This window comes from Aeromonas sp. FDAARGOS 1403, assembly GCF_019047325.1.
Lineage (GTDB): Bacteria > Pseudomonadota > Gammaproteobacteria > Enterobacterales > Aeromonadaceae > Aeromonas > Aeromonas dhakensis.
In genome coordinates this window covers 1,739,482-1,752,793 of record NZ_CP077249.1, presented here as the reverse complement: position 1 = coordinate 1,752,793, position 13,312 = coordinate 1,739,482, and the positions used below count along the sequence as shown (strand labels likewise).

Annotated in this window: 9 protein-coding genes; 3 read left to right on the top strand and 6 right to left on the bottom strand. The window is 62.0% G+C overall.

The window, feature by feature from the left end; translation table 11 throughout:
• Nucleotides 1-169: 169 nt before the first annotated feature.
• From eno to rlmD, 5 genes are all read right to left on the bottom strand, one after another.
• The gene (eno, locus tag I6L33_RS08400; RefSeq protein WP_005309426.1) at nucleotides 170-1,471 is read right to left on the bottom strand and encodes a phosphopyruvate hydratase; all 1,302 of its coding nucleotides are present in this window, start codon (nucleotides 1,469-1,471) and stop codon (nucleotides 170-172) included.
• A gap of 89 nt (nucleotides 1,472-1,560) precedes the next feature.
• The gene (pyrG, locus tag I6L33_RS08395; RefSeq protein ID WP_216973887.1) at nucleotides 1,561-3,198 is read right to left on the bottom strand and encodes a glutamine hydrolyzing CTP synthase; all 1,638 of its coding nucleotides are present in this window, start codon (nucleotides 3,196-3,198) and stop codon (nucleotides 1,561-1,563) included.
• A gap of 141 nt (nucleotides 3,199-3,339) precedes the next feature.
• On the bottom strand, nucleotides 3,340-4,137 hold the full coding sequence (gene mazG, locus I6L33_RS08390; protein WP_024941398.1) for a nucleoside triphosphate pyrophosphohydrolase: 798 nt from the start codon (nucleotides 4,135-4,137) through the stop codon (nucleotides 3,340-3,342).
• Between the two features lie 82 nt (nucleotides 4,138-4,219).
• The gene (relA, locus tag I6L33_RS08385) at nucleotides 4,220-6,433 is read right to left on the bottom strand and encodes a GTP diphosphokinase (RefSeq protein WP_005309420.1); all 2,214 of its coding nucleotides are present in this window, start codon (nucleotides 6,431-6,433) and stop codon (nucleotides 4,220-4,222) included.
• Nucleotides 6,434-6,697: 264 nt separating this feature from the next.
• A complete protein-coding gene (rlmD, locus tag I6L33_RS08380) occupies nucleotides 6,698-8,020 on the bottom strand; it encodes a 23S rRNA (uracil(1939)-C(5))-methyltransferase RlmD (protein ID WP_216973886.1) in 1,323 nt (440 codons plus the stop codon).
• A gap of 153 nt (nucleotides 8,021-8,173) precedes the next feature.
• On the opposite strand from rlmD, the gene barA reads away from it, so the two are divergent.
• From barA to I6L33_RS08365, 3 genes are all read left to right on the top strand, one after another.
• Nucleotides 8,174-10,885, top strand: coding sequence for a two-component sensor histidine kinase BarA (gene barA / locus I6L33_RS08375; protein WP_024941396.1), 2,712 nt, complete (start codon nucleotides 8,174-8,176; stop codon nucleotides 10,883-10,885).
• A gap of 71 nt (nucleotides 10,886-10,956) precedes the next feature.
• Nucleotides 10,957-11,436, top strand: coding sequence for a DUF1456 family protein (locus I6L33_RS08370; protein ID WP_005309414.1), 480 nt, complete (start codon nucleotides 10,957-10,959; stop codon nucleotides 11,434-11,436).
• A gap of 3 nt (nucleotides 11,437-11,439) precedes the next feature.
• Nucleotides 11,440-12,339 (top strand): N-acetylmuramoyl-L-alanine amidase, encoded by a 900-nt coding sequence (locus I6L33_RS08365; protein WP_216973885.1) that lies wholly within the window; start codon nucleotides 11,440-11,442, stop codon nucleotides 12,337-12,339.
• Nucleotides 12,340-12,514: 175 nt separating this feature from the next.
• Here the strand turns inward: I6L33_RS08365 and I6L33_RS08360 are convergent, their stop codons facing one another.
• Complete coding sequence (locus I6L33_RS08360) at nucleotides 12,515-13,312, bottom strand: DeoR family transcriptional regulator (RefSeq protein ID WP_124250304.1); 798 nt, start codon at nucleotides 13,310-13,312, stop codon at nucleotides 12,515-12,517.

The window sequence follows — 13,312 nt, the reverse complement described above, 5'->3', positions numbered from 1 at the left end:
CTCCTTCAAGCGGCCTAGTTTCCCATATTCGCAGGCAAGACAAAAGAAAGCCTGTGTCCCGGATGGGTTCGGTCGGAACAAAAAATGCAGAATCCGGGGATGGGGGTGACACAGACGAAAAAGCCCCGCCGGATGGCGGGGCTTTGTGAAGCAGGAGAACAGGCGATGATTAAGCCTGGTTCTTCACTTCTTTCAGACCGCGGAACGGAGCCTTGGCACCCAGGGCTTCTTCGATGCGGATCAGCTGGTTGTACTTGGCAACACGGTCAGAACGGCTCATGGAACCGGTCTTGATCTGGCCAGCAGCGGTACCAACAGCCAGGTCGGCGATGGTCGCGTCTTCGGTCTCACCGGAGCGGTGGGAGATGACGGCAGTGTAGCCAGCGTCTTTGGCCATCTTGATGGCAGCCAGAGTTTCGGTCAGGGAACCGATCTGGTTGAACTTGATCAGGATGGAGTTGGCGATGCCGTTGTCGATACCGCGCTTCAGGATCTTGGTGTTGGTTACGAACAGGTCGTCACCCACGATCTGGATTTTCTTGCCCAGTTTCTGGGTCTGGTAGGCGAAGCCTTCCCAGTCAGATTCGTCCAGGCCGTCTTCGATGGAGACGATCGGGAACTTGGCAGTCAGCTCTTCCAGGAAGTCGGAGAAACCGTTGGAGGTGAAGACACGGCCTTCGCCTTTCAGGTTGTACTCTTTCTTCTCTGCGTCGTAGAACTCGGAAGCAGCGCAGTCCATGGCCAGGGTCACGTCGGTGCCCAGCTTGTAACCGGCAGCAGCAACGGCTTCGGCGATCACTTCCAGCGCTTCGGCGTTGGATTTCAGGTTCGGAGCGAAACCACCTTCGTCACCAACTGCGGTGTTGTAGCCCTTGGACTTCAGCACTTTGGCCAGGTTGTGGAACACTTCGGCGCCCATGCGAACGGCTTCTTTCAGGGTCTTTGCGCCAACCGGCTGGATCATGAACTCCTGGATGTCGACGTTGTTGTCGGCGTGCTCACCACCGTTGATGATGTTCATCATGGGCAGCGGCATGGAGTAGACACCCGGGGTGCCGTTCAGCTCGGCGATGTGGGCGTACAGCGGCATGCCTTTGGCAGCTGCGGCAGCTTTGGCGTTGGCCAGGGAAACAGCCAGGATGGCGTTGGCGCCGAACTTGGATTTGTTCTCGGTACCGTCGAGGTCGATCATGATCTGGTCGACAGTGGCCTGGTCCTTGGCATCTTTACCCAGCAGAGCTTGAGCGATCGGGCCGTTGACGGCTTCGAGGGCTTTCAGCACGCCTTTACCCAGGAAACGGCTCTTGTCGCCGTCACGCAGTTCCAGCGCTTCGCGGGAACCGGTGGACGCGCCAGACGGAGCGGCTGCCATACCAACAAAACCACCTTCCAGGTGAACTTCGGCCTCAACGGTCGGGTTACCACGGGAGTCGATGATTTCACGACCGATCACTTTAACGATCTTGGACATGTGTATTTCCTCAGGTTTCGTAAAAAAACAACAAAAATATGCCAAAAAAAGCGGCTGTGGCACAGGGCCCCAACCGCATTTATTTTCAATTACTTCAGATTACGCTTCTGATACTCGCCCGCCGCCTTCACAAAACCGGCGAACAGGGCGTGGCCATCACGAGGAGTCGAGGTGAACTCCGGGTGGAACTGCGCGGCCACGAACCAGGGGTGATCCGGGATCTCGATGATTTCCACCAACTTCTTGTCGGCGGAGAGACCGGTCACTTTCAGGCCCGCTGCTTCGATCTGCGGCAGCAGCTTGTTGTTCACTTCATAACGGTGACGGTGGCGCTCGTAAATGGTCGGGCTGCCGTACATCTGACGCACCTTGGAATCTTCCACCAGGTGGCAGAGCTGGGAACCCAGACGCATGGTGCCGCCCAGATCGGACTGCTCGGTCCGGGTCTCAACGTTGCCTTCGTCATCCACCCACTCGGTGATGAGACCCACTACCGGGTAGGCGCAATCTTTCTTGAATTCGGAGGAGTGAGCCCCAGTCATACCGGCCACGTTGCGGGCAAATTCGATCATGGCAACCTGCATGCCGAGACAGATGCCGAGATACGGGATCTTGTTCTCGCGGGCATACTGGGCCGCCAGGATCTTGCCTTCCACGCCGCGCTCACCGAAGCCACCCGGTACCAGGATCGCATCCAGACCTTCCAGCAGCTCGGCGCCACGGGTCTCGATGTCCTGGGAATCAATGTACTTGATGTTGACGGAGAGACGGGTCTTCAGACCGCCGTGCTTGAGCGCCTCGTTGACGGACTTGTAGGCATCCGGTAGGGAGACGTACTTGCCTACCATGCCGATGGTCACTTCTGCAGTCGGGTTGGCCTCTTCATAGATGACCTGTTCCCACTCGGCCAGATCGGCCTCCTTGCACTCGATGCCGAAGCGCTCGGTGATGTAGGAGTCCAGGTTCTGGGATTTCAGCAGCGCCGGGATCTTGTAGATGGAGTCGACGTCCTTCATGGAGATGACGGCACGCTCCGGCACGTTGCAGAACAGGGCGATCTTGGCACGTTCATTGGCCGGAATGGCGCGGTCGGAACGGCAGATCAGCACGTCCGGCTGGATACCGATGGAGAGCAGCTCCTTCACGGAGTGCTGGGTCGGCTTGGTCTTCACTTCGCCGGCGGCGGCCAGATAAGGCACCAGGGTCAGGTGCATGAACATGGCGTTGTTGCGACCCACTTCGGCAGCCAGCTGACGAATGGCTTCGAGGAACGGCAGGGACTCGATATCGCCCACGGTACCGCCCACTTCGACGATGGCAACCTGATGGCCTTCGGCACCGGCAATCACCCGCTCTTTAATGGCGTTGGTGATGTGCGGGATCACCTGAATGGTGGCGCCCAGATAGTCGCCGCGGCGCTCTTTGCGCAGCACGTCGGCATAGATGCGACCGGTGGTGAAGTTGTTGCGGCGGGTCATCTTGGTGCGGATGAAACGCTCGTAGTGGCCCAAGTCCAGATCGGTCTCGGCCCCGTCCTCGGTTACGAACACTTCACCGTGCTGGGTCGGGCTCATGGTGCCCGGATCCACGTTGATATAGGGGTCCAGTTTCATGATGGTCACATCCAGACCACGGGCTTCCAGAATGGCTGCCAGAGAAGCTGCGGCAATGCCTTTGCCGAGGGATGAAACAACGCCACCAGTTACAAAAATATATTTTGTCGTCATGCTGAACCTGAAAGAAGTTTAGGGAATTTTAAGGGGTGCTTCGGGGATGAAGCAGGACGGGGAAACAGTATACCAAAACCCCCTCTCCCAAACAATGAACAAAAATCTATCAGGCTCCCGGTGCCCCCATCTTGCGCCAAATCAACTTTGTTCGGTTTCCTTGGCCTTGACCCAGGCGGCATCCAACTTCTCGAGGCTGCAGTCGGTCATTTTCAGCCCTTCCGCGGCGATAAACTGTTCAACCTGACGAAAGCGGCGTTCGAACTTGGCGTTGGCGCCCCGCAGCACCTGCTCCGGATCCTTGCCGAGATGACGCACCAGGTTGACGGTGGCAAACAGCAGATCGCCGAGTTCGTCACTCACCCGCGCTTCATCCACGTCGGCCATCAGCGCCTCTTCCATCACCTCGTCGATCTCCTCGTGGATCTTGTCCACTACCGGGCCCAGGGTCTTCCAGTCAAAACCGACGGTGGCGCAGCGCTTCTGGATCTTGGCGGCGCGGGTCAGGGCCGGCAGCGAGAGGGGGACGTCGTCAAGCACGCTCTCTTTGTCGAGCGCCGCCCGCTCCCTGGCCTTTTCCGCCTCCCAGTTCACCTTCACCGCCTGCTCGTCGCCGAGGTCGGCATCGGAGAAGACATGGGGGTGGCGACGAATGAGCTTCTCGCTCACCGTGTCGACGATGTCGGCAAAGTCGAACAGCCCCTGCTCCTTGCCAAGCTGCGCGTAGAACACCACCTGGAACAGCAGATCCCCCAGCTCCCCTTTCAGCCCCTGCCAATCTTCGGTCTCGATGGCGTCGGCAACCTCGTAGGCCTCCTCCAGAGTGTGCGGCACTATGGTCTGGAAGCTCTGCTTGAGATCCCAGGGGCAGCCCCCGTGCGGATCGCGCAGTTTGGCCATGATGGCGAGCAGTTGGGGCAGGTCGTAACGTTGGGACATGGGATGTTCGCTTTTCTTGATGCTACCGGGAGAAAACAGTGACCGACCTGGCGGTCGGTCACGAGTGCAGTGTTGCGTACGATCAGAGGCGCTTGGCGCTGATCACGTCATTGAGCTGGCTGAGCTTGGCCAACGCCCGGTTGAAGGCGTTGATGTTGTAAATTTCCAGCTCCATGTCGATCTCGGCGGTCTGCTCGCGCACGTTGGAGCGTGAGCGCACCCCCATCACGTTGATCTTCTCGTTGGCGAGCACTGTGGTGATGTCGCGCAGCAGGCCGGATCTGTCGTTGGAGAGGATGCGGATGGTGAGACCGTAACCGCCGGAGTAGTTCTCCCCCCATACCGCGTCGATCAACCGCTCCGGGTTGCGGCGCGACAGCTCTTTGAGCTGCTCGCAATCCTCCCGGTGGATGGATACGCCGCGGCCCATGGTGATGAAACCCTGGATGGCATCCCCGGGGATCGGCTGACAGCAGCGGGCGATGTGGGTCATCAGGTTGCCCACCCCTTCCACGACTATGTGATCCTTGGGCTTGTGGCGGAACGGCGCGTTGGCCTTCTGTTCCAGTTTCTCCAGCAGGCGGCGATCTTCCTCCTCCGCCGTCGGCTTGTTGTAGCAGGTGTCCAGGTAGTTGATCACCTGGTTGATGCGGATGTCGCCGCTGCCGATGCCGGCCAGCAGATCGTCGGTGCTCTCCAGATTGAAGCGGCGCAGCATGTTGCCCTTGTCGATCTTGGCCATGCTGAGGTTGTGGCGATCCAGCTCCTTGTCGAACAGCTCGCGCCCGGCGACGATGTTCTTGTCCCGATCCAGCTTTCTGAACCAAGTGGCCACCTTGGCCCGCGCCCGGCTGGAGCGCAGGAAGCCTGAGTTGGGGTTCATCCAGTCGCGGCTCGGGTTCGGCTCTTTCTGGGTGATCACCTCCACCTGATCGCCGGTCTGCAGCGCATAGGTGAACGGCACGATGCGGCCGTCGATCTTGGCGCCGATACAGCGGTGGCCGATCATGCTGTGGACGTGATAGGCAAAGTCGAGGGGCGTGGCCCCCGCCGGCAGGTCGATGACATCCCCTTTCGGAGTGAAGACGTAGACCCTGTCCTCGAACACCTGACTGCGCAGATCCTCGAGCAGGGAGCCACTCTCGGAGAGATCCTCCTGCCAGGCGAGCAGCTTGCGCAGCCACTCGATCTTGTCTTCGAAGTTGTTGGCCTTGCCGCCGGCCTGAGCCCCTTCCTTGTAGCGCCAGTGAGCAGCCACACCGAGCTCGGCATCCTGGTGCATCTGGTCGGTACGGATCTGGATCTCCACCGTCTTGCCCTCGGGCCCCACCACCACGGTATGGATGGACTGGTAGCCGTTGGGTTTGGGGTTGGCGACATAGTCGTCAAACTCGCGGGGAATGTGGTGGAAGTGGGTGTGAACGATGCCGAGCGCCGCATAGCAATCCTGCAGCCGCTTGGTCACCACCCGCACCGCACGAACGTCGAACAGCTCGTTGAACTCGAGGTGCTTCTTCTGCATCTTGCGCCAGATGCTGTAGATGTGTTTCGGCCGGCCGTAGACCTCGGCCTCGACCCCTGCCTCTTTCAGGGCATCGCGCAGGGACTGCACGAACTCGCGGATGTAGCGCTCCCGATCGAGCCGTTTCTCGTCGAGCTGTTTGGCGATCTGCTTGTAGGTATCCGGGTGCAGATAGCGGAAGGCGAGATCCTCAAGCTCCCACTTGAGCTGACCGATACCGAGCCGGTTGGCCAGCGGGGCGTAGATGTTGGTGATCTCCTGGGCCATCAGCACCCGGGTCTCTTCATCCGCCTTCTTCGCCTCCCGCAGACAGGCGATCCGCTCCGCCAGCTTGATCACCACGGCGCGCACATCCTCGACCATGGCGAGCAGCATGCGCCGCACGTTGTCGACCTGCTCCGGCGAGGTTTCACTGCGGTGGAGGGTCTGCAGGGAGCGGATGGCCTCCATCTCCAGCACCCCTTCCACCAGCTTGGCGATCTTGGGACCGAAGTCCTCGTCCATCCGCTCCTGGCTGATGAGACCGGCTTCGACGAAGGGGTAGATGATGGCGGCCTTGAGGGTGCCGAGATCCATGCTGAGCATCAGCAGGATGCCCACCATCTCGACCCCGCGCACCAGCAGCCGGTTGGTGAGCGCTTCGTCACCGAGCGTCAGACAGTACTGGTAGACGGTTCGCAGCTGATCCTTGTCACTGTCACTCAGGGTGAGCGAGCTGACCCACTCCTCCAGGGTGAAGTTGTCTTTCAAATGAATATCGCGAACCGCAACCATGGTATCAATCCTTTAAATTATTGGGCTGAAGGCTGTCGCCCTCTCCCCTCATGAGATTGCCTCAAATGGGGATCTGCGGAGAATTTTTCAAGGCATATTGTCAAGAAAAACAATAGAGTTCTCCGCCAGGCCCTGCCGATTTACAAGGGTCTAGATTACCCCAATCATGCCTGCCCAGACAGCGTTATGGACGCTACCATCGCCAGCTGACGGCTGCCCTTTCATGGCACCGCCACCACGTCCGTTTTGCCCATCACCGTCCGTCTATTTGCGCTCGAACAGCGCCATGGACTCCAGGTGGCCGGTATGCGGGAACATGTCGAGCATGCCGAGGCGCACCAGCCGATAGCCCCCTTTCACCAGCACCTGGCTGTCGCGCGCCAGGGTGACCGGATTACAGGAAACGTAGACCACCCGTCTGGGTGAAAGTTTCACGACGTGCTCCATCACCTCGAACGCACCGGGACGGGCCGGATCCAGCAGCACCAGATCGAACCCTTCCCGCGCCCAGGACATGCCGGCGATGTCGCCGCTCAAGTCCGCCTTGTAGAAACGTGCGTTCTCGATGCCGTTGCGACGGGCGTTCTCTTCGGCACGGGCCACCATGGCCAGCTCCCCTTCCACCCCCACCACTTCGCGGGCCTGACGGGCCAGCGGCAGGGTAAAGTTGCCAATACCGCAGAACAGATCGAGTACCTTGTCATCCTTGCCCGCCTCGAGCCAGGAGAGCGCCTGCTCTACCATGCGCTGGTTGACCGGACCGTTGACCTGGATGAAGTCACCGGGAGCGAATGCAAGAGACAGGCCATCAAGCGAGTAGGAGGGCGCAAATTGCTGGTGCAGCGGCTCAATCTGCTCGTCGGCCGCCTGCAGATAGAGGTCGATCCCCTGCGCCTCGGCGAACTCGATCAACTGCGCCCGATCCGCCTCGGTCGGCCGGCCGGTATGGCGCAGCAGCATCAGGATCCCCTGCTCGGCCTGGATCAGCTCCGCATGGCCCAGCTCACGCTGGCTCTTGAGGCGGTTGAGGCATTCGCGCAGCGGGGCGATCAGTGCGGAGAGCTGTTCAGCCAGCACCGGACAGCCACTGATCTCCACCAGATCGTTCGACTGGCGACGACGAAAGCCCACCCGGGTGCAGCGGCCGTTCTTGTCGAACTTGATGGCCAGCCGGCAGACCCGGCGATAGGCGCGGGACTCCCCGCCCAGCACGGGCTCGAGCGCCGGAGGCTGGATGTTGCCGAGCCGCTCGAACAGGCTGACCAGGCCGGCCTCCTTGGCGGCGCGCTGATCCGCCTCAGCCAGATGCTGGGCGCTGCAGCCGCCGCACTCGCGGTAGTGGCTGCAGAAGGGGGCGATGCGATTGGCCGCCGGGGTCACCACCTGTTGCAGGGCGGCGTGGGCATACTGCTTCTTGTCTTCGAGGATGCGGGCCTTGACCTGCTCACCGGGCAGCGCCCCTTCGATGAAGATCGCCTTGCCCTGGTGGCGGCCGATCCCGACGCAGTGGTGATCCAGGCTGTCTACCGTAAATTCAATACGTTGGGGCTGGGCGGATTTCTTTTGGGGCTTGAAAAACTGGGCCATAAAACTTGGTGCCTATAGGTGGCTATGTCATGATTGTGGAATCTGCAGCAGGCTATTGTCCCACAAGAATAATAGTATGACCAAATACGGCCTGTGGGCCCGCACCCGCTCGTTTACGCCATTGCCAACCCTGCTCTTCGGGGGATCATCCGCATGACCAAATATGGCCTTCGGGCGCGTGTGCTGGCCTTTACCATCTTGCCGACCCTGATCATCGGCGGCCTGATGGCCGGCTATTTCACCTTCCACCGCTATCAGCAGCTGGAAAACAACCTGATCGATCAGGGCATCAACATCATAGAGCCGCTGGCCATCGCCAGTGAATACGGGATGACCCAGCACAGCCGCGAATCGCTCAAGCGGCTGATCGGCCTCACCCACCGCAAGAACTCGCCGCTCATCAAGTCCATCGCCGTCTTCACCCAGGACAACCAGCTGTTCGTGACGTCCAACTACCACAGGGACTTCACCCGGCTGCGGCTGCCGGACGGCAGCCAGATCCCCGAGCTCACCAGCGTCACCCTCTATGGCGACGACATCATCTTGCGCACCCCGATCCAGGCCGAGACCAGCATGGACGGCTTCCCGCTGCCGAGCGACGTGGAGCCGCCGATGATCGGCTACATCTCCATGCAGATGACCACAGACCGGGCCATGATCCTGCAGTACCGCGACACCTTCTTCGCGGTGATCATGGTGCTCATCGGCATCGCCTTCAGCACCCTGTTCGGCTTTCGGCTGGTCAAGAGCGTGACCCAGCCCATCACCGACATGGTGCAGGCGGTGCACAAGATCAGGGAGGGGCGGCTCGACACCCGGGTCAGCGGTCAGCTCACCGGCGAGCTGGACATGCTGAAAAACGGCATCAACGCCATGGCCAAGGCGCTCTCGGAATACCACGAGGAGATGCAGCAGAACATCGATCAGGCCACCTCCGACTTGCGCGAGACGCTGGAGCAGATCGAGATCCAGAACGTCGAGCTCGACATGGCCAAGAAGCGGGCGCAGGAGGCGGCGCGGGTCAAGTCGGAGTTCCTCGCCAACATGTCCCACGAGCTGCGCACCCCGCTCAACGGGGTCATCGGCTTTACCCGCCAGCTGCTCAAGACCAGCCTGACACCGAGCCAGACCGACTACATGCAGACCATCGAGAAGTCGGCCCGCAACCTGCTCGGCATCATCAACGACATCCTCGACTTCTCCAAGCTGGAGGCGGGCAAGCTGCAGCTGGAGCACATCCCCTTCAGCCTGCGCGACACCCTCAACGAAACCATGCACCTGCTCGGCCCCAGCGCCCACGACAAGCAGCTGGAGCTCTCCCTGCAGGTGGATGCCGAGGTGCCGGACTACCTCACTGGCGACCCCATGCGCCTGCAGCAGGTGCTGACCAACCTCACCGGCAACGCCATCAAGTTTACCGAGCGCGGCAACGTGGACGTGCGCATCGAGCAGACCGGCAGCCTCAGCGGCAATAAGGTGCGGCTCAACGTGCTGATCCGCGACACCGGCATCGGCATCTCGGAAGAGCAGCAGCGCCAGCTGTTCCAGGCCTTCAACCAGGCCGACTCCTCCATCTCCCGCCGTTATGGCGGCACCGGCCTGGGCCTCGTCATCACCCAGAAGCTGGTGCAGCAGATGGGGGGGCAGATCCGATTCGAATCGGAACTCGGCAAGGGATCTGTCTTCTCCTTCAGCCTGGATCTGGAGGTCTCCCCCCTGCCCCAGACTGACCGGTTGCCGCTGGATCGCATCCAGGGCAAGCGGGTCTGGCTGCTGGAACCGGATCCCTTCAGCCACTCCGCCATCTGCGCCCTGCTGGCGGAGTGGCAGTTGCAGGTGCACTCCCTGACCGGCGACGACCCCTGGCCCGAGATGAGCAGCCAGGACATGGTGATCATCGGCAGCGGCACCCAGCACAGCCCGCAGCAAGTGGTGGCGCGCCTCGACGGGCTGGATGGCCAGCAGAACACCATAGTGCTGCTCAGCAGCCACGAGCCTTCGCTCTACGAGGCCATGCTGGCCCACGGTGCCCAGCACTGCCTCTCCAAACCCATCAACCACCGCAAGCTGCTGCACGCCCTGCTCTCCCCCGAGGCGGCGCGCAGCGCCCCGCTGCCAGAGCCCTCCCCGCGCAGCGTGCAGGAGATCAAGGTGCTGGCGGTGGACGACAACGCCGCCAACCTCAAGCTGATCGCCGCCATGCTCAAGGAGATGGTGAGCCAGGTGGTGGTGTGCAAGAACGGCAAGGAGGCGGTCAGACTGGCCCAGAGCCAGCCGTTCGACATCATCTTCATGGATATCCAGATGCCGATCATGGACGGCATCAGCGCCACCCAAGCTATTCGCAGCCAGTCCCTCAACACCGAGACGCCCATCGTCGCGGTCACCGCCCACGCCATTCCCGGCGAGCGGGAGCGGCTGATCCGCCAGGGCATGGACGACTACCTGGCCAAGCCCATCGACGAGGCCATGCTGGCCAAGCTCATCACCGACTTCGCCCATCGTCGCCACCAGAATCACGCCAGCCAGCAGATCGACTGGTCGCTGGCGGTGCGCCAGGCGGCGGGCAAGCTGGATCTCGCCAAGGAGATGCTGACCATGCTGATGACCAGTTTCGACGAGGTGGATCCGGTGCTGGAGGCGGCGCTCGCCGGCCAGGTGGAGGACAGCGAGGTGCTGGCCCAGCTCCATCGCCTCAACGGCGGCTGCGCCTACTCGGGGGTGCCTCGCCTGCAGCGGCTGCTCTCCCAGTTGGAGCAGCAGCTGCGGGACGGGGTGGCGGTGGCCGAACTCGAGCCCGAGTTGCTGGAGCTGCAGGATGCGATGGAGCAGGTGCGCCAGGAGGCTCCCCGCTACCTCGCCTGACCCGGTGGTCCGCTTTTTCTGACGCGGGCCCCGCCAGATGGTAAAGTTGCGCCGTTTCCACAGGAGTCGACATGACCAACAACGATATTTTGCGCCGCCTGCGCTACGCCCTCAGCATCAGCAACGACCAGATGGTCGACATGTTCGCCAAGGGCAACCTGACCGTCACCCACGCCCAGCTACACGGCTGGCTGATGAAAGAGGCAGAAGAGGGTGAGGTGCAGGAGGCAGGCTTTGCCGCCTGCCCGGATTCGGCCCTGAGCCAGTTCCTCGACGGCCTGATCCTGGTGCGCCGCGGTGCGCGGGAAGATGCACCGCCCCAGGTGATCCCGAACCGGATCAACAACAACATGATCCTGCGCAAGCTGCGCATCGGCCTCAACTTCAAGGAAGAGGAGATGCTCGCCACCCTCAAGCTGGCTAACTTCAACCTCTCCAAGTCCGAGCTGAGCGCCCTGTTCCGCTCACGGGACCACAAGCACTATCAAGATTGCGGGGATCAGATCCTGCGCAACTTCCTCATCGGCCTCACCGCCAAGTATCGCGGCTGAACCATGGGCCGGCGTCTGCGCTCACCATTATCCCGCCTGCTGGCGGTGGGTGGGCGCCGTCGGCCATGGGGCAACTGCCGGCACTGGTATGCCCTCTGCCTCACCCTGCTGCTGAGCGCCTGTCAGCCCGCCCCCTATCGGCTCAACAACGACCATCAGAGCGCCAGCCAGAACGAGCGCATCGCCTTTCTGATCCTGCACTACACGGATGAAGACGATGAGCGTTCCCTGCGCCTGCTGACAGAGCCGGCCCATCAGGTGAGCGCCCACTACCTTATCCCGCGCGATACCCATGAGCGGCCGCTGCCGGTCTACCAGCTGGTGCCCGACAACCGGCGCGCCTGGCATGCCGGCCGCAGCCGCTGGCACCAGTATACGGGGCTCAATGCCAGCTCTCTTGGCATCGAGATCGTCAACCTCGGCTACCCGCCACAAGACGAGCTGCTGCCCGCCCACCAGCGGCGCTGGCAGCCCTACACCCGGGCACAGATAGCCGCCCTCGGTACCCTCGGCCGCGAGCTGGTCGAGCGCTACCAGATCCCCCCCACCCAGGTGCTGGCCCACAGCGATGTTGCCCCCGAGCGCAAGCAAGATCCCGGCCCCCACTTCCCCTGGCGCGAGCTGGCTCTGAACTACGGGGTGGGCGCCTGGCCCGATGAGACCCGGCTGACCGAGCTGTGCCAGCAGCCGGCGCCGGCCTGGGATGCCCTCGGCTGGCAGAAACGGCTGGCCCGCTACGGCTATGGCGTCGCCCCGAGCGGCCACTGGGACGAACAGAGCCGCGCCGCCCTGCGCGCCTTCCAGCTCCACTTTCGGCCCGCCCTGGTCAGCGGTGAACCGGATGCCGAGAGCCAGGCCATCCTGACTGCCCTGCTCGAGCGTTACTTTCCCGAGCCAGACTGACCCTCATCCCTACCGGTATCACGCCATTCTGCCCAAAGCAGAAGAACGCCGAACGTCAGGCCATCCTCCCTCTCCTGCTCGAGCGCTATTTCCCCGCGCAAAACTGAGCTTCGCCCCGACCACGAAAGAGGGACGCCGCGGCGTCCCTCTTTTGCATTCTCAGTCGATTGCCGGCTCAGGCCTCCACCAGCAGCACCTCTATCCCGGCCTGGCGCAGACCGGTCAGGGTCTCCGCCGCAATGGCGTCGTCGGTGATCAGGGTGTGGATGCGCCGGGTATCGACGATCTTGTGCAGGCTCAGCCGGCCAAACTTGCTGGAGTCGGTCACGACGATGATCCGCTCGGCCACGTGGCACATGCAGCGGTTGAGCCTGGCCTCGTCTTCGTGATGGGTGCTGACGCCGCGCTCCAGATCGATGCCATCCACCCCGAGAAACAGCAGATCGAAGTGATAGTTCTGCAAGGAGAGATCCGCCTGGGCGCCGTAGAAGGAGAGCGACTTGCGGCGCAGGTGGCCCCCCGTCATCAGCAGCTCCACCCCTTCCGCCTCCAGCAGGGCATTCGCCACGTTCATGCCGTTGGTCATCACCACTATCTCCTGGTGATCGCGCAGGTGGCGTGCCACCTCCAGGGTGGTGGTACCCGAGTCGAGAATAAGGCGACAACCCGGCTGCACCAGGCTCGCCGCCATGGCGCCGATGCGCTGTTTGACCGGGGTGTTGAGCACGCTCTTGTCGGCGATGGTGCGCTCGGCCACCGGCTGACCGGATTCGCACAGCAGGGCGCCGCCGTAGGCGCGCACCGCCACCCCCTGTTTCTCCAGAAATGCCAGATCGTTGCGGATGGTGACGGTGGAGACCTGATAGTGGCCGGCCAGCTCGTTGACCTGAACGCTGCCATTGCTGCGCAGCTGCTGAATGATGCGCTCCCGTCGCTCGCTGGTGCCGAGCACGCTCTTTTCGGTGATTTGCAT

Bases quoted from the DNA above. Each gene is read 5' to 3' on its own strand.
- relA (WP_005309420.1), bottom strand. From the start codon at position 6,433: ATGGTTGCGGTTCGCGATATTCATTTGAAAGACAACTTCACCCTGGAG.
- I6L33_RS08360 (WP_124250304.1), bottom strand. From the start codon at position 13,312: ATGCAAATCACCGAAAAGAGCGTGCTCGGCACCAGCGAGCGACGGGAG.
- pyrG (WP_216973887.1), bottom strand. From the start codon at position 3,198: ATGACGACAAAATATATTTTTGTAACTGGTGGCGTTGTTTCATCCCTC.
- I6L33_RS08365 (WP_216973885.1), top strand. From the start codon at position 11,440: ATGGGCCGGCGTCTGCGCTCACCATTATCCCGCCTGCTGGCGGTGGGT.
- I6L33_RS08370 (WP_005309414.1), top strand. From the start codon at position 10,957: ATGACCAACAACGATATTTTGCGCCGCCTGCGCTACGCCCTCAGCATC.
- mazG (WP_024941398.1), bottom strand. From the start codon at position 4,137: ATGTCCCAACGTTACGACCTGCCCCAACTGCTCGCCATCATGGCCAAA.
- rlmD (WP_216973886.1), bottom strand. From the start codon at position 8,020: ATGGCCCAGTTTTTCAAGCCCCAAAAGAAATCCGCCCAGCCCCAACGT.
- barA (WP_024941396.1), top strand. From the start codon at position 8,174: ATGACCAAATATGGCCTTCGGGCGCGTGTGCTGGCCTTTACCATCTTG.
- eno (WP_005309426.1), bottom strand. From the start codon at position 1,471: ATGTCCAAGATCGTTAAAGTGATCGGTCGTGAAATCATCGACTCCCGT.